The sequence below is a fragment of the Collimonas arenae genome (genome assembly GCF_001584165.1).
Taxonomy (GTDB): domain Bacteria; phylum Pseudomonadota; class Gammaproteobacteria; order Burkholderiales; family Burkholderiaceae_D; genus Collimonas; species Collimonas arenae.
In genome coordinates, this window is record NZ_CP013233.1 from 1,425,062 (window position 1) to 1,440,779 (window position 15,718).

18 protein-coding genes are annotated in these 15,718 nt (G+C 58.5%); 13 read left to right on the forward strand and 5 right to left on the reverse strand.

Annotation, left to right across the window (positions count from 1 at the left end):
* Positions 1–12: 12 nt before the first annotated feature.
* From CAter10_RS06725 to tal, 5 genes are all read left to right on the forward strand, one after another.
* Positions 13–1,005, forward strand: coding sequence for an ABC transporter permease subunit (locus CAter10_RS06725; RefSeq protein WP_061535202.1), 993 nt, complete (start codon positions 13–15; stop codon positions 1,003–1,005).
* A 126-nt stretch (positions 1,006–1,131) separates the two neighbouring features.
* On the forward strand, positions 1,132–2,025 hold the full coding sequence (locus tag CAter10_RS06730; RefSeq protein ID WP_128083188.1) for an ABC transporter substrate-binding protein: 894 nt from the start codon (positions 1,132–1,134) through the stop codon (positions 2,023–2,025).
* Positions 2,026–2,112: 87 nt separating this feature from the next.
* The gene (locus CAter10_RS06735; RefSeq protein WP_231879288.1) at positions 2,113–3,102 is read left to right on the forward strand and encodes a LacI family DNA-binding transcriptional regulator; all 990 of its coding nucleotides are present in this window, start codon (positions 2,113–2,115) and stop codon (positions 3,100–3,102) included.
* Positions 3,103–3,138: 36 nt separating this feature from the next.
* Entirely contained in the window at positions 3,139–4,611 is a 1,473-nt protein-coding gene (xylB, locus tag CAter10_RS06740) for a xylulokinase (RefSeq protein ID WP_417924720.1), read from the forward strand.
* 61 nt (positions 4,612–4,672) lie between these two features.
* A complete protein-coding gene (gene tal / locus CAter10_RS06745) occupies positions 4,673–5,629 on the forward strand; it encodes a transaldolase (RefSeq protein WP_061532808.1) in 957 nt (318 codons plus the stop codon).
* Positions 5,630–5,647: 18 nt separating this feature from the next.
* On the opposite strand, the gene CAter10_RS06750 is transcribed toward tal, so the two are convergent.
* Positions 5,648–6,949, reverse strand: a complete 1,302-nt coding sequence (locus CAter10_RS06750; RefSeq protein ID WP_061532809.1) for a hypothetical protein — start codon at positions 6,947–6,949, stop codon at positions 5,648–5,650.
* Positions 6,946–7,911, reverse strand: coding sequence for an ABC transporter ATP-binding protein (locus tag CAter10_RS06755; protein WP_061532810.1), 966 nt, complete (start codon positions 7,909–7,911; stop codon positions 6,946–6,948). Before CAter10_RS06755 ends, CAter10_RS06750 begins: the two co-directional genes overlap by 4 nt.
* Positions 7,912–8,114: 203 nt before the next feature.
* Here CAter10_RS06755 and CAter10_RS06760 point away from each other — a divergent pair, with 203 nt between their 5' ends.
* The 3 genes from CAter10_RS06760 to CAter10_RS06770 all read left to right on the forward strand — a co-directional run bounded on the left by CAter10_RS06760 (position 8,115) and on the right by CAter10_RS06770 (position 9,920).
* Positions 8,115–8,684, forward strand: coding sequence for a hypothetical protein (locus CAter10_RS06760; RefSeq protein ID WP_128083003.1), 570 nt, complete (start codon positions 8,115–8,117; stop codon positions 8,682–8,684).
* A gap of 196 nt (positions 8,685–8,880) precedes the next feature.
* Positions 8,881–9,405: a hypothetical protein gene (locus CAter10_RS06765; protein ID WP_061532812.1), complete on the forward strand. Its 525-nt coding sequence runs from the start codon at positions 8,881–8,883 to the stop codon at positions 9,403–9,405.
* The gene (locus CAter10_RS06770) at positions 9,357–9,920 is read left to right on the forward strand and encodes a hypothetical protein (RefSeq protein WP_082797819.1); all 564 of its coding nucleotides are present in this window, start codon (positions 9,357–9,359) and stop codon (positions 9,918–9,920) included. The genes CAter10_RS06765 and CAter10_RS06770 overlap by 49 nt, the downstream gene beginning before the upstream one ends.
* Positions 9,921–9,960: 40 nt before the next feature.
* Here CAter10_RS06770 and CAter10_RS06775 read toward each other — a convergent pair whose 3' ends face one another.
* Positions 9,961–10,449: an AmiS/UreI family transporter gene (locus CAter10_RS06775; protein WP_061532814.1), complete on the reverse strand. Its 489-nt coding sequence runs from the start codon at positions 10,447–10,449 to the stop codon at positions 9,961–9,963.
* Positions 10,450–10,726: 277 nt separating this feature from the next.
* On the opposite strand from CAter10_RS06775, the gene CAter10_RS06780 reads away from it, so the two are divergent.
* Together CAter10_RS06780 and CAter10_RS06785 are read left to right on the forward strand one after the other, a co-directional pair.
* On the forward strand, positions 10,727–11,275 hold the full coding sequence (locus CAter10_RS06780; RefSeq protein ID WP_061532815.1) for a hypothetical protein: 549 nt from the start codon (positions 10,727–10,729) through the stop codon (positions 11,273–11,275).
* Between the two features lie 74 nt (positions 11,276–11,349).
* The gene (locus CAter10_RS06785) at positions 11,350–12,159 is read left to right on the forward strand and encodes a ParB N-terminal domain-containing protein (RefSeq protein ID WP_061532816.1); all 810 of its coding nucleotides are present in this window, start codon (positions 11,350–11,352) and stop codon (positions 12,157–12,159) included.
* A 38-nt stretch (positions 12,160–12,197) separates the two neighbouring features.
* On the opposite strand, the gene CAter10_RS06790 is transcribed toward CAter10_RS06785, so the two are convergent.
* Both CAter10_RS06790 and CAter10_RS06795 read right to left on the reverse strand, forming a co-directional pair.
* Positions 12,198–12,959 (reverse strand): ABC transporter permease, encoded by a 762-nt coding sequence (locus CAter10_RS06790; protein ID WP_061532817.1) that lies wholly within the window; start codon positions 12,957–12,959, stop codon positions 12,198–12,200.
* The gene (locus CAter10_RS06795; protein WP_061535203.1) at positions 12,956–13,882 is read right to left on the reverse strand and encodes an ABC transporter ATP-binding protein; all 927 of its coding nucleotides are present in this window, start codon (positions 13,880–13,882) and stop codon (positions 12,956–12,958) included. The genes CAter10_RS06790 and CAter10_RS06795 overlap by 4 nt, the downstream gene beginning before the upstream one ends.
* Positions 13,883–14,029: 147 nt before the next feature.
* On the opposite strand from CAter10_RS06795, the gene CAter10_RS06800 reads away from it, so the two are divergent.
* From CAter10_RS06800 to CAter10_RS06810, 3 genes are all read left to right on the forward strand, one after another.
* Entirely contained in the window at positions 14,030–14,491 is a 462-nt protein-coding gene (locus tag CAter10_RS06800; protein ID WP_231879208.1) for an SRPBCC family protein, read from the forward strand.
* A gap of 50 nt (positions 14,492–14,541) precedes the next feature.
* Complete coding sequence (locus CAter10_RS06805; RefSeq protein WP_061532818.1) at positions 14,542–15,108, forward strand: GNAT family N-acetyltransferase; 567 nt, start codon at positions 14,542–14,544, stop codon at positions 15,106–15,108.
* A 304-nt stretch (positions 15,109–15,412) separates the two neighbouring features.
* Positions 15,413–15,718: an NIPSNAP family protein gene (locus tag CAter10_RS06810; RefSeq protein WP_061535205.1), complete on the forward strand. Its 306-nt coding sequence runs from the start codon at positions 15,413–15,415 to the stop codon at positions 15,716–15,718.

Consider the following 15,718-nt stretch of genomic DNA (forward strand, 5'->3'; position numbering starts at 1 on the left):
GAGACAACCATCATGAACCTTTCCGTACAAGGCGGCAGTGCCGCAACGGCGGTCGGCAATCCGGAAAAATTGCGCAACCTGATGCGCACAGTCGGCATGCTGCCGGTATTGCTGTTGCTGATACTCGGCTTCAGCTTGCTGAGCCAGAATTTCTTCACATTGCAGAACCTGTCGATCGTGACCCAGCAAGCGTCGGTAAATATCGTGCTGGCGGCCGGCATGACCTTCGTCATCCTGACTGCCGGCATTGACCTGTCGGTCGGCGCGATCCTGGCGGCGTCGGCCGTGGTGGCGATGCTGGCGTCGATGTCGCCGCAGTACGGCATGCTGGGCATTGCCGCCGGGCTCGGCTTCGGCTTGCTGCTGGGGCTGGTGAATGGCGTGCTGATTGCCTTCATGCGGCTGCCGCCGTTCATCGTCACGCTCGGCGCGCTGACCGCAATGCGCGGCCTGGCGCGGCTGCTGGCGGACGACAAGACTGTCTTCAATCCTGAATTGCCGTTCGCTTTCATCGGCAACGATTCGATATTGGGTGTGCCGTGGCTGGTCATCATCGCCCTGCTGGTGGTGGCGCTGGCCTGGTTCATCCTGCGCCGCACGGTGATCGGCGTGCAGATTTATGCAGTGGGCGGCAACGCTGAAGCGGCGCGTCTGTCCGGCATCAAGGTCTGGAAAGTGCTGCTGTTCGTGTATGCGGTGTCGGGTCTGTTGGCGGGCCTTGGCGCGGTGATGACGGCGTCGCGCTTGTCGGCGGCCAACGGTTTGCAACTGGGCCAATCCTACGAACTCGATGCGATTGCTGCGGTGATTTTGGGCGGCACCAGCTTTACCGGCGGTGTCGGTTCGATTGTCGGCACCCTGATCGGGGCGTTGATTATTGCCGTGCTGACCAACGGCCTGGTGCTGCTGGGCGTGTCCGATATCTGGCAATACATTATCAAGGGCATCGTCATCATTGGCGCGGTGGCGCTGGATCGCTATCGGCAATCGGGTGCACGTACCTGACCTAACGGATGGACACCGGGTGCGGCAAGCTGGTCGTGGCGCCCGGATTTTGATATGACCGGCAACAGGAGATCAAGCATGATGAAAAAAATCGTTTTAGCTGCGGTATTGCCGTTGACGCTGGCCATGAGCATGTCGGGAACCGTGCAGGCACGGGAATTGAAATCGGTCGGCATCACAGTCGGCTCACTCGGCAATCCCTACTTTGTGACCCTGGCCAACGGCGCCAAGGCCAAAGCATTGCAAATCAATCCCAACGTCAAGGTGACGGCAGTGTCGGCCGATTACGACCTGAGCAAGCAATTCACGCAGATCGACAATTTCATTTCGGCTGGCGTTGACCTGATCCTGCTGAATGCCACCGATCCGGTGGCGATCGAACCGGCCATCAAGAAGGCGCAGAAGGCCGGCATTGTGGTGGTGGCGGTGGACGTTGGCGCCAAAGGCGTGGATGCCACGGTGCAGACGGATAATGAACAGGCCGGTCGCCTGGCTTGCAAATTCCTGGTCGATAAACTTGGCGGCAAGGGCAATGTGATTATCCAGAACGGTCCGCAAGTGACTGCGGTGATCGATCGCGTCAAGGGTTGCAAGGCGGTGTTTGCGGCTGCGCCAGGCATCAAGCTGTTGTCCGACGACCAGGACGGCAAGGGGTCGCGTGAAGGCGGGCTGAATGCGATGCAAGGCTACCTGACGCGCTTCCCGAAAATCGATGGTCTGTTCACCATCAACGATCCGCAGGCAATCGGCAGCGATCTCGCGGCCAAGCAGCTCAAGCGCGGCGGCATCATCATCACTTCAGTCGACGGCGCACCGGATATCGAGGCCGCCCTGAAGTCGGGTACGTCGATCCAGGCTTCCTCCAGCCAGGATCCGTGGGCGCAGGCGCAGGATGCGGTTGCCATCGGTTATGACATCCTGAATGGCAAACGTCCGGCCAAACCTGTGGTTCTGCTGGCGCCGGTGCTGATTACTCACGATAATGTCGCAACATATAAAGGCTGGTCTAGCCAACGCTAAAGCGGCTGCGGCGGCTGTTGAGATGACAATATCAGCAGCTGCCGGCTGGCGCCGGCAAAAATAGAGGAGAGAGCACAATTGGCCACAATGGACGATGTCGCAAGAATTGCGCAGGTTTCCACGTCGACCGTATCGCATGTCTTGAACGGTACACGCAAGGTGCGGCCGGCGACTGTGCGCGCGGTGGAGGCGGCGATCCAGGCGACCGGCTACATCCCGAACACGCTGGCGCGCTCGCTGGCGCGTTCGACGTCGAACACCATCGGCGTTGCGATCTCGGCCTTGTCCAATCACTATTTCAGTGAAACCGTGCACGCCATCGAAACCGAATGCGCCAGGCACGGCATCATGATGTTGTATGTCGACACGCGCGACGATCCCGAACAGGAACTACGTGCGGTCAAAGCCTTACATCACCGCCGGGTCGATGGCATTTTGCTGGCGCCATCCCCCGATCCGCAGCATCTGGCGCTGGAGTATTTGCGCGCCAACCAGATTCCGGCAGTGCTGGTCGACCGCTTGATGCCGCAGGGCTTCGATCAGGTCGGCGTGGAAAACAAGCAATCGTCGCAGGAGTTGGTGCGGCATCTGATCCAGCATGGCCACAAACGCATCGCCTTTATTTCCGGTCGCGCCGGCCTGACTACCACCGACGAGCGGATTGCCGGCTATCGGGCGGCGCTGGATGCGGCCGGCTTACCATTTGACGAAGAGCTGCTGGTCTGTGGCGAATCCAGCAGCGAGCCGGCGCGCCTGGCGACCCGCAAGCTGCTGACGTTGGCCGCGCCGCCGACGGCGATCATGGCGGCCAACAACCTGATGACGATTGGTGCCATGCACGCGTTGCGCGACGCCAAGGTCGATGTGCCGGAGCAGATTGCGCTGGTCGGTTTCGATGATTTCGACTGGGCCGATTTCTTTGTGCCGCGCCTGACCGTGATGGCGCAGCCGGTCAAGGAGTTGGGCATGCGCGCGGTCAAGTTACTGATGAAACGAATAGAGACGCCGGACGGCAAGAAGCAGACGGTGCGGCTGGCGCCGACTTTGCGCGTCCGCAATTCATGCGGCTGTCTGTGACGCCAATCATGATGATGGAGATATATGCATAGTCCGATTGCACTCGGGATCGATCTCGGCACTTCGGAGCTGAAGGCGGTGTTACTGGATCAGAGCGGTGTGGTGCTGGCGCATGCCGGGGTCCGGCTGACGATTTCGCGGCCGCAGCCCGGCTGGTCCGAACAGGACCCGGAAGACTGGTGGCAGGCTTGCGCCGCTGGATTGCAGCAGCTCAGAGCAGCCAATCCGGATGCCTATGCCAGGGTTCGCTGCATCGGTTTATCTGGCCAGATGCATGGTGCAGTTTTGTTGGATGAGGGCGACCGCGTGCTGCGTCCGGCGATCTTGTGGGACGACTCGCGCGCGATGTTGGAGGCGGAGCAATTGGGCCGCGATCATCCCGATTTCGCCGAAGTCACCGGCAGCTTGCCGATGGCTGGCCTGACTGCACCCAAGCTGCTTTGGTTGCAGCATCATGAGCCACAAACGTTCAGCCGGATTGACTGTGTACTGTCGCCCAAAGACTATCTGCGGCTGCGCCTGACCGGTGAGCGCATCACTGACGTCTCTGATGCCGCTGCCACGCTCTGGCTGGATGTACGCCGGCGTGTATGGTTCGAGCCGATGGTCAATGCCACCGGGCTGACCTTGCGGCAGTTGCCGCCGCTGGTGGAAGGTTCTGCCGCATCGGCTGGTTTGGCTGCCGCCGCCGCAACTGAGTTGGGTTTGAGCGCCGGGCTGGTGGTGGCTGGCGGTGGCGGCGACAACCCGGTGTCGGCGGTCGGCATCGGCGCGATCGATGCCGGCCAAGCCTTCGTCACGCTCGGCACCAGTGCGGCACTGGTCGCGATTACCGATCACGCGGCAGGCAATCCGCCCAGCGCGGTGCATACTTTCTGCCACGCGCTGCCGCAGCGCTGGTACACGATGGGCGCGATGTTGTCCGGCGCCAGTTGCCTGCGCTGGGTGACCAATCTGTTGGGCAAGCCCAATGAACAGGCATTGCTGCAACTGGTGCAAGAAACGCTGCCGATCGCGCAAGTCGTTCCGGCAACAACGCCGTTGTTCCTGCCGTATCTGGCCGGCGAGCGCACTCCGCATAACGATCCGCTGGTGCGCGGCGGCTTCATGCAACTAGGGCACGATACGGTGCCGGCGATGCTTGGCTATGCAGTGCTGGAAGGAGTTGGTTTCGGCCTGCTGGATGCGATGCATGCGGTGCAGTCGGCCGGTGCTGCGGTGAGCAGTTGCGCACTGGTCGGCGGCGGCGCGCGCAGCGATTATTGGGCGCAGTTGTTGGCCAATATACTGGACCGCGAAATCCATACCCTGTCAGGTAGCGAACTCAGCGCCTGCATCGGCGCCGCCAAGCTGGGATTCCTGGCAATCGGCGGCGGCCAGGATTTGCTTGCCGCCGGCATGCCTATCAAAGCCCGCTTCACACCTGTGGCCGCACAACAGCCGGTATTGCAGGCGCGTTATCGACAATTCCGCGGCTTGTTCGCGGCGGCGCAAGCCTTGCATGATTGAATCGATTGATTGAACCGATTCGGATTTTTTAAACTCGATTTTTCCAAACCAGGAATACACAATGAACCAGCTGGAGCAACTCAAGCAATTCACTACCGTAGTAGCCGATACCGGCAACTTCAAGCAACTGGCGCAATTCAAGCCGCGCGATGCCACCACCAATCCGTCGTTGATCCTGAAAGCGGTGCAGCAGGCCGAGTACGCGCCGCTGTTGGCTGAAACCGTTGCCGCCCATGCCGCCGATGGCCTGGAGCTGATTGTCGATCAGGTGCTGGTGCGCTTTGGCCTGGAAATCCTGAAAGTGGTGCCAGGCCGCGTCTCGACCGAAGTCGACGCCCGTCTCAGTTTCGACACCGCCGCCACGGTGGCCCGCGCGCGCCGCATCATGGCCTTGTATGAAGCGGCCGGCATCGGCCGTGAGCGGGTGCTGATCAAGATCGCCTCAACCTGGGAAGGCATTCAGGCCGCGGCAATCCTCGAACGCGAAGGTATCCGTTGCAATCTGACCTTGCTGTTTGCGTTCTGCCAGGCGGTCGCCTGCGGCGCCGCCAAAGTGCGCCTGATCTCGCCGTTCGTCGGCCGCATTTACGATTGGTACAAGAAATCCGCAGGCAGCGCCTGGGATGAATCAGCGAACACGCTGTCGAACGATCCCGGCGTCAAATCGGTGGCGCAGATTTACAGCTACTACAAGCAACATGGCATCGAGACCGAAGTGATGGGCGCCAGCTTCCGCAACGTCGGCCAGATTGCGGCGCTGGCGGGTTGCGACCTGCTGACCATCAGCCCGGAATTGCTGGCGCAGTTGCAGGCTGGGGAGGGCGCGTTGCCGCGCATGCTGGGTAAGGACGCGCATGGCGTTGACATGCCCGCAATCAGTTACGACGAGGCAGGCTTCCGCTACGCGTTGAACGACGATGCAATGGCGACTGAGAAGCTGGCGGAAGGAATCCGTGGCTTTGCCGCCGATGCGATCAAGCTCGATAAGATCATCGAAGGCTTGATCGCCGCCGCATAGCTTGCTGGCGAGGCGTGTTTACTCAGCGCGCAATGCTTGCCGACGCCAGATCCACCCAAGCAGCACCAGCGCCAGCACGGTGTGTAGCGCCGCAATTGCTATCATGATCCAGCCGCTGTCGGCGTACAGCGGCATGAACAATGCGGCGAGTTCGCGCATTCCCATTGTCTTGCACAGGAATGGAAGCAAACCGTTGATAACCGCCAGGTACAGGATGGTGGTGGCGCCAACCCGCTTGCTGTTGCCGGAAAAGGCGAAAAACAGATAAACGCAGGCGTCGCGCAACAGCATCAGTGCAATCGTCACGGCCAGGAACGACGTGTCGATGATTGCCCGCGGCAGCTTGAACGGCAGCGAATCGCCGCCGCTGAGTGCTAATAGAATCGCAAAACAGAAACTCAACACCAGCGTGGTTGGCCAGATCGGCAGGTTATGGAACAGGCCGTTCCAGTTGCCGGCGCGGGCGCGGGTCACCACCCGCTGCCACAGCGCGATGTTGTTTTCTTCGGAGAACAGCGCCGCATAGGTCATCCCCGTGGCGAACAGCAAGCCGATCCACAGCAAGCCGCCGCCATCGGAAAAACCGGCAAAGTAGCCTGTCAGCAGGCAGCAACCTAGCGGCCATGCCCAGGAAATGGCGGTGATCTGCAATGCGCCGCCCATGGTGCGCCAGGCGGCGAACACGGCGATGACGGCAAAGAATACAGTGCTGGCCAGCAGGAAGGAACTGTAGGCGTAGGAACTGCCCCACCACAATATGGATGCATCGGCGTTGGCGCGGAACGGCGGCGCGAACATCACAGCGATCAGGACCACCGCCCAGGCGATACCGCCACGTTGCACCGCGCGGATGTCGCTGCGCATCAGGTGCAGGTTCAAGGCAATGGTCGCTGCATGCATCAGGATGCCTAGGGCCACCAGCGTCAGGCCGGCGCTCAGCATCAGTTCACGCTCGCGGATCATCGCGAAAACCGCAAACGCGGCCAGGCAAATAATGCCGCCGTACCAGTTAAAAGCGGTGGCGCCGAACAGTTTGCCCCAGGTCATGGTCCATGGATCGAGCGCGCTCATGCGCTGCTGGTCCCAGGTCTTGTCGCGGATTTCATCGATTACCGCATTGCTGGCATTGCGCGTACCCCACAGGCAGACAATGCCGCCGAACAGCATCAGAGCGATGCTGTCGATCGAGATACCGCCTGGGAAACTGCTGTCGGCAACCTTGAGAGTGAGGAATATCAGGCCGAGAATCGCCGGCATGGCGATGAACCGATGCAGGGAAAACTGCAGCCACAGGTTGCGTTTGAATTCAGGATTGATCATGTTGCGCTCCCGCCAGTGGCCGGTAAGTGTTGTTGTCCGTTTTCATAGGTGGCGACCGAGCGCAGATAGGATTGCTGCAAATTCTCTTTCTGGTCGGACAGGCTGGCAACTGCCAGGCCGTTGCCGATCAGGCGCGCCAGCAGCGCCGCCTGCGCATGTTCATCGCCGCTGAACAGGAAATCCGCGGTGCGTTCGTCGCCACCTTCAATCTGCACCGTCGGTTCGGCCGCCAGTTGCGCATGTAATCCGGCGTTGGCTTGCGCCAGCACGATCCGCAGCGACTTGCGCGCCGATGGATGACCGCTGTCGTGCTTCAGGGCACGATATTCGAGTACCCTGCCGTCGCGTAGCGCCAGCATGTGGGTCGAATACTCATCCAGTTCGGCCAGGATGTGCGACGACACCAGCAGCGTCATGCCGCTCGCCTGAAGTTGGCGGAACAGGCCGGCCAGGCTGCTGCGCGCTTCCGGATCAAGGCCGGAAGCCGGTTCGTCCAGCAGCAGCACTTTCGGCGCATGGATGATGGCCTGGCCGATGGCAACGCGCTGGCGCAGGCCGCGCGACAGTTTGTCGCAGGTCTGCTGCAATCGATCAGTCAGCGCCAGTTGTTGCGCCGTGGTCCGGATCGCCTGCGGAATTGCCACTGCCGGCAGGCCTTGCGCAGCCGCCGCATATTCCAGGCATTGGGAGACGGTCAGGGCTTGGTACAAGCCATAGAAGTCGGATAGATAGCCCATCAACCGATGCGCTTCGCGCGGGCGCTCCAGCACATCCATGCCGGCTACGCTGATGGCGCCTGCCAGCGGGGTTTCGAGGCCGGCGATACAGCGCATCAGCGTGGTTTTGCCGGCGCCGTTGGAGCCGACCAGCGCCGTCACGCTGCCTTGCTCAACCTGCAGGCTGACCTGGTGCAAGGCGCGATGGCCGGGGTAGTCGAAGGTGAGGCCAGAGATTTTTATCATGGGAGATGGGCAGTCGGTTGGCCCGCACAAGGGCACGATAGCAATAAGTTGCCAATAATATAGCAGGCCGCCGGCAATTGGCGAGAACCTTGCGCCCGGCAACAGCGTGTATCAATGCGGCGCCAGCTGTTACCAAATGATTCGATTGCATCGGCCATACGGCAACTCCGGTTAAATATGGCGTTTTAGATATGGAGAATGCCGTGCAACGTTCAAAGCTGAGTTTGACCTTGATATCGCCGGTGCTGGCAGGCTTGTTCAGCCTCGGGCTGGCGGCCAGTGCGCTGGCGACACCGGTGATGGATTTTCGTGCGGAAGACGTGTTGAGCGCTGCCGATGGCTTGAAAGACGATCTGCATCTGAATCCGAATCAGCAAACTTTGTGGGGGCAATTGGCTGCCAAGACCAAGGTCATCGTCAAGGAGCGTGAGCGTCGCCAGCAAGACCTGCAGGCCAACATGCGCAGTGGCCTCAACAATCCGAATATCGATCTGCGCCAGTTGTCGACCGCGATTGACGCCGAATCAAGCTTGTCGGCTCAGGACGGCCGTCAGTTGCGCGAGCTGTGGCTGACCATGAACGACGCGCTGGACGATCAGCAACGGCAAGCGGTGCGGCTCTATCTGGCGGATCGTCTGCAACGCGCCAGCGATGCCGCTTGCGAGCCGCGTAACTCGGATACAGTCAAGCCGGCCGGCAAAAGCCACGGAGGGCGCGGTATGGGAGGCATGGGTGGTGGTTCCGGTGGCATGGGCGGCGGCAACGGCATGTAAGTCGGCATGGAGTGAATGATCGCCACTGCTCTGGTGGCATTTTCCTCGGTGGAAATGATTTAACAAAAGTTTTCAATTTATTATTTATTGCCGAAGTTGAAACGGATTTTTCTCCTCTAGAATGTTTGCAGCCGCTGCGGCCGGTGTCAATTCGTACATCGCCGCCGCGATTGATGCTTTCATTTTGGAATGGTAGATGCAGTTAAAACAGACAAGTGGTTTGCTGGTGTTGTGTAGCGTCATTGGATTGAGCGGCTGTAGTTCGGTCGTCACGGAAGGCAGTTCGGCCGCAGCCGGCGTGGCCGGCACGGCACTGGCCGGCAAAGTCACCAACAACGCGGCAGTGGCGACCGGCATCGGTCTTGGCGTACAGGCCGCGGCGCGTGCCGGCGTACAGTACGAGCAGCGCAAGATACATGGCGAGGAACAGGATGCAATCGCCAGCGTAGCCGGCAGCCTGGCTGCCGGCGCCGTCGCCAACTGGCAGATCCAGCATTCGCTGCCGCTCGAAGATAATGAGCGTGGCCGTGTCACGGTCAGTCGCATCATCAGCAGCCAGGGCATGAGCTGCAAAGAGATCGTGTTCTCGGTCGATGGCCTGGTTGGTCAGGCAGGCAAGCCGACCAGTGAGTTTTACGTCGCCACCATTTGCCAATCCGGCGCGAACTGGAAATGGGCTTCGGTCGAACCGGCGACCGAGCGCTGGGGAGCGTTGCAGTGATGCGGCGTGGTCGTTTCATACGCCGTGCCGCTGCCGGCGGCTTATTGATTGTCGCTGCGCTGGCTTTGAGCGGTTGCAACAGTATCGGCGGCTTCGCCGGCGCGGCGGCGGGTGTTGCCAGTGGCGCGGTCACTTCCAATCCGGCAGTCGGCTACGCTATCGGCATCGGTGTACAAGCTGCCACCGACGCCACCACCAAATACATTTTCCGCAATTGGCAGAAAGCCGAGCAGGACGAAATCGCCGCCATCATCGGCAATCTCGAAATAGGGCAGTCGCGGCGCTGGGCGATCGTGCATCAGGTTTCATATGGCAACGAACATGGAGAAGTGCGCGTCACGCGCCTGATCGATACGCCGCTGGTTTTGTGCAAGGAAGCAATCATGTCGGTCGATACCGGCGAGGGCGCGCAGTTGAAGCGTGCCTGGTACGTCACTAGCGCTTGCCGGAGCGATGATGTCTGGAAGTGGGCCGCTGCGGAACCGGCGGTGGAACGTTGGGGCAGTCTCCAGTAATTGACTTTGCAGCGCGTCTTGCAACAGGCTGCAATCTCTATTACCAACGATCGGCCAACATTAAAAAGCCGGGAATCCAGCAGGATGCAACGCCGATGATGACGGTGATGATGCCTAGCGACCGAATGTTTTTCTGAAGAGCCAAAGCCAGGAAAAACAGGAACCAGAGTAGTCCCCATGCCAGCCACATCACGGTCGAGCGCATGTCTTGCGCCATGGCCATCCAGGCCATCGGCAGCGTATTGATGGCGACAAACAGACAATACCAGCCTAGGCCTTTTCCGCTCATTCCTTTCCATTGCACCACCGCCAGATACAAGTAGGTGAAGGCAAACAGCAAACCGGCGGCAACACTGAGATAGCCGGCGTTATCAACGCTACGGATGATGCCCAACAGGCTGATGAACAGCGCCAGCATGCCGATCAAAAAATTGAAGACGGCGTTTTCGCGCGCCTCTATCCGGCCGGTCAATCCAACGCCATTGACGACCAGCACCGCGCCGATGAAAAGTAAAGCTATGCCCAACATGATGTAATTCCTTCTGCAAGACCGTCATGATTCTTGTCGGATTTTTCGAACTTGCGGCAAGGTACGCGATTCCTGAGCGCGCGGGTTCGCCGGAATCGTATAAGGCCAATATGCATATTTGTCTTGAAATTGATGACCACATAGGCCCAATGCCCTGAGGACGGAGCGTAGCGACTCAGACATTCGCCGTATGTTCAAGGAACTTACTTCCCTGACGCCTGCCGAATACCGCCAGACTTTTGCAACACTTATGGCATGATGGCAACCGTTTAATGTGATGTCAGAGTTATTGTTTATGATATTTCAAAGATATATCGCGGGAAGAACGCATCTACTGGCCTGTGCGGCGGCGTTGTTTGTCTGCGCCTGCGGGGAGAAGGCGGCTGAGACTGCACCGACGAGCGACGAAAAGAGGTTTCGTTCGGCCGTGGTTTTGCCTACACCGGTAGCGCCGGGTGAGGTAAGGGTTGTCTATTCGGACGCGCAGCGTAAAAGTGCAAAGTCGCAAGCGGCCGGCTTGTTGAAGGAAATGAGAAAAGCCGAACGGCTCTCGCACGATTTGCAGATCATGCACAACAAAACCCGCTACTATCGCGAATTCAACAACCCGCTGGAAAATTTGTTGCGGGATTGGCCGGGTGCGCACAACAAGGATCAACCTTTGTTTGCCGAACTGGGTGATTGTGCAGCTGCCGGTCACAAAATTCTGACCGTCGGTAAAGGCATTAAAAGGCACGAGTTTCAGAAGAAACATCTCACTCGTGAGCGCAATGCCTATCTCGAGTTGATGGAGAAATGCGAGCGGGCAATCGTCAGCTTCCAGTAAAATTCGGCTTGCCGTGTGGCCTAAAGCGGTCACCCTGCGTACACTAGCCGCGATTCCCTTATTTCTCCTGAACCATGACCATCAATGTCAACCCAGATCTCCGTGCCTATATTGATCCGCTAACCGAAGATGAATTCGCTGCATTGGAACGCAGCCTGCTGTCTGAAGGTTGTCGCGACGCGCTGGTGCTGTGGGGTGATCTGCTGGTAGATGGGCACAATCGCTACGGTATCTGCCAGAAACACGGCATCCCTTTCAATACCACGCAGAACAAGACGTTCCAGTCGATGGATGACGTGCACTTGTGGATGATCGATAACCACCTGGGACGACGCAGCGTTTCGGATTTTCAGCGCGGCGTGCTTGCTCTACGCAAGAAGGAGATCGTAGCGGCACGGGCGTCTCAGGCGCAAACCAGACAATCATCTGTGGAGTCGGCAGAGAGTGATGGTGCGGCCCAATCCGAGAGCGAGCCGCCGTTGACGCGGGAAGCGGTTGCGCGCGCTGCGCGCGTGAGCAGCGCAACCTTGGGGCAAATCGAAAAAATCCAGAAGACTGCGGCGCCTGAACTGGTGAGTGCAGTCAAGTCGGGCGTCATTTCCATCAATGCCGCCGCGGCGGTCGCTACCTTACCGAGCGAGGAGCAGGTTGCGGCTGTCGCTGGCGGCAAGAAGGAACTGCGCCAGGCCGCAAGGCAGGTGCGCGAGGCGCGTTTGCCGCCCAAGCCAGAACTGGAGCCGCCACCGAGCGATGCGACACCTGACCAGGTGGAAATTCATCGCTTGATGCAATTGCTCGCCGAGCTTACCGACGAGCGAGACCAGTTGAAAAAGAAGGTGCAGCACCTGACCATTGCACTAGCTGAGGCGCGTGGCGCGAAATAAATCAGGCGACGCGCCGATGACCGTACCGGCGTAAAAAATTAATATTTCAGCTTGTAACCGGTCTTGAAAATCCAGGCCACGATGGCCAGGAAGGCAACCAGGAAAACCAGTGTCATCGTCAGGCTGATGGTGATGCTGACATCGGCATTGCCATAAAAGCTCCAGCGGAATCCGCTGATCAGGTAGACCACCGGATTGAACAGGCTGATCGTGTGCCATACCGGCGGTAGCATCTTGATCGAATAAAAACTGCCGCCCAGGAAGGTCAGCGGCGTGATGATCAGCAGCGGCACCAGTTGCAGCTTCTCGAAGCTGTCGGCCCAGATGCCGATGATGAAACCGAACAGGCTGAAGGTCACGGCGGTCAGCACCAGGAACAGGATCATCCACAGCGGATGCTCTATCTGCAGCGGCACGAACAAGCCTGCCGTGGCCAGGATGATCAGCCCAAGGATGATCGATTTGGTGGCGGCGGCGCCGACATAGCTGACCACAATTTCGCGATACGAAACCGGCGCCGACAGCAGTTCATAAATGGTGCCGGTGAATTTCGGGAAATAGATGCCGAAGGAGGCATTCGAGACACTTTGCGTCAGCAGCGACAACATCACCAGCCCCGGCACGATGAAGGCACCGTAGCTGATGCCGTCGATCTGCGAGATGCGCGAACCGATTGCCGCGCCGAACACGACGAAATACAGCGATGTAGAAATCACCGGGGCGACGATGCTTTGCAATATGGTGCGCCCGGCGCGCGCCATCTCGAAGCGGTACATGGCGCGGATTGCGTGGAAATTCATTGTTCGTCCTTTATCAGGTTGACGAAAATATTTTCAAGAGAGCTCTGCGTGGTCTGGATATCCTTGAAGGCGATACCACCTTCGCTCAGGGCGTTGAGCAGCGAAATGATGGTGACGCGTTCGCCGTCGTTTTCGTAGGTGTAGATGAGTTGACTGCCATCGCTCGACAAGCTCAGGTTGTAGGCGGCAAGCTCGGCTGGAATGCTGTCGAGCGGCCGTTCCAACTGCAGCGTCAGCAGTTTCTTGCCGAGTTTGCGCATCAGCTCGCTCTTGTCCTCGATCAGGATGATCTCACCCTTGTTGATCACGCCGATGCGGTCGGCCATTTCTTCGGCTTCATCGATGTAGTGAGTGGTCAGGATGATGGTCACACCACTTTCGCGCAGCGAGCGCACCAGTTGCCACATGTCGTGCCGCAGATTCACATCGACGCCGGCGGTCGGTTCATCCAGAAACAGGATCTGTGGCTCATGCGACAAGGCCTTGGCAATCAGCACGCGGCGCTTCATGCCGCCGGACAGAGTGATCAGCTTGTTGTCCTTCTTGTCCCACAGCGACAGGTCCTTGAGCACTTTTTCGATATGGGCTGGATTGGCCGGCTTGCCGAACAGGCCGCGGCTGAAGGATACCGTCGCCCACACCGTTTCGAATGCATCGGTGGTCAGTTCCTGCGGCACCAATCCAATCAGGGACCGGGCCGCACGGAAATCCTTGACAATGTCGTGGCCGTCGACGAGGACTGTGCCCTCGGACAGGTTAAGAATGCCGCAGATGCAGCTGATGAGCGTCGTTTTGCCGGCACCGTTCGGCCCCAGCAACGCCAGGATTTCGCCTCGGCGGATATCCAGATCGACGTTTTTAAGCGCCCGATAGCCGGAGGCATAGTTCTTGGAAAGATTTGCTACCGATATGATATTTGGCATGAGCTGGTCGATCATGGTGAAAGCGGGTGGCGCATCTGCGCGATGGCAGGATGCGGCTCGTGATCTGATTGCAGGTGGCCGGTAATGCTGGCCGATTCTCCTGAATGTGCATGATCTTAGCGCATCTGCGGCGGAACGTAATTTCCCATGTTAAATTCACGTTTTGCGACACGTGTCGCGTTCGACAAAAAGGACGGCACCATGTGGACTCACGAAGAAAGCATTGAGACAACGGCCACTCCGGCGCGGATCTGGGAACTGTTTTCGAATGTTCCCGGCTGGGTAAAATGGAACAGTGGGATCGAGAGCATTCAGATCCACGGCCCATTTGCGCACGGCACGACATTCGCCATGCGGATTCCCGGAGATATCTCATTTACCAGCGTATTGACCGAGGTCCGGGAGAATGAAAGTTTTACCGACGAGACTGTCATTGAAGGAACGCGCGTGCTGGTGCACCACAAGATTGTGCCATTGGCGTCAGGGCGTACAAAAGTCATCTACAGCACGGAAGTTACCGGCCCTGCTGCTGCCGAATTCGGCCCGATGGTTACGGCGGATTTCCCGGATGTACTTGGTGCGTTGAAAAATATCGCTGAAAACCCGTAACGTTGGTAGTCGTCCTGCTCGCCGGCTTTTTTTGAAGCCCTGATACGTATATGGAAACACTCGTTGGTCAAAGAATAAGGCTGCGTCCGTTGCTGGCCTCGGACGCTCCAGCCTTGGTTGCTGCCGCTTCCGATGGCAAACTCTGGAACTTGCCTTTCACGGTGGTGCCGTCGTCAGAAACGGTGCAAAGCTACATCCGCACGGCGTTGGACGGCCAAGCTGCCGGAACCGTCATGCCATTTGTGACCGAGATTCTGGAAACCGGCCAGGTGATAGGTTCTACTCGCTTCTGGAAGATCGACCGGCAGCATCGCAAGCTCGAAATTGGTAGCACCTGGATCGCCGCAACATGGCAAGGAACCTATGTCAATACGGAAGCCAAATTCCTGATGCTGTGCTACGCGTTTGAGGTGCTCAACTGCGTGCGGGTGCAGTTCACCACGGATGAAATCAACGAAAAATCCCGGCGCGCCATACTCCGGCTTGGCGCAAAGCAGGAGGGGATTGTCCGTCATGAAAGAATCATGCCGGACGGCCGTAAAAGAAATTCCGTGCGCTTCAGTATTATCGACGACGAGTGGCCTCAGGTTCGTAAAACCTGGAGCAGAAGCTTCTGAACGTACGGCCTTAGGCGTGTGCAGTTTCCGCAGCAATCGCTGATGTCACTGCCGCGCGTGACCCGATGCGCTCCATGTAGCGGGCAATCGCCGGCCATCGATCAAGATCAATCCCAAAGAATTTGTTCCAGCGCATGACGGTGTCTGGATTGCCATATTTTGAGCGTCAACCAACGAACGCGCCGCAATCCTACTGGCATTGCCAGAGAGTCGTGAGGCCGTCAGGTAGGTTTCTTTTTTGTATGGCATCATGTTGCGATTATTTCTCTATCGCAATAGTTGAATTTTGCCGACAAGGATGTCCATGGTTACTTGCTACCTGCGCTATATCATCGATCCATACAAGCTCAACGAATTTGAACACTACGGAAAAATCTGGATTCCACTGGTCGAGAAATTCGGCGGTACCCATCATGGATACTTTCTGCCGTCGGAGGGAGTCAACAACGTGGCGCTGGCGATGTTCACGTTTCCATCGCTCGCTTCGTATGAAACGTACCGGGAAAAATCGCTGCTTGACCCTGAGTGCCAGGCCGCCTTCAAGTATGCTGAGGATACCCGATGCATCATCAGTTATGAACGCAGCTTTTTCCGTCCAATCTTCAAATAA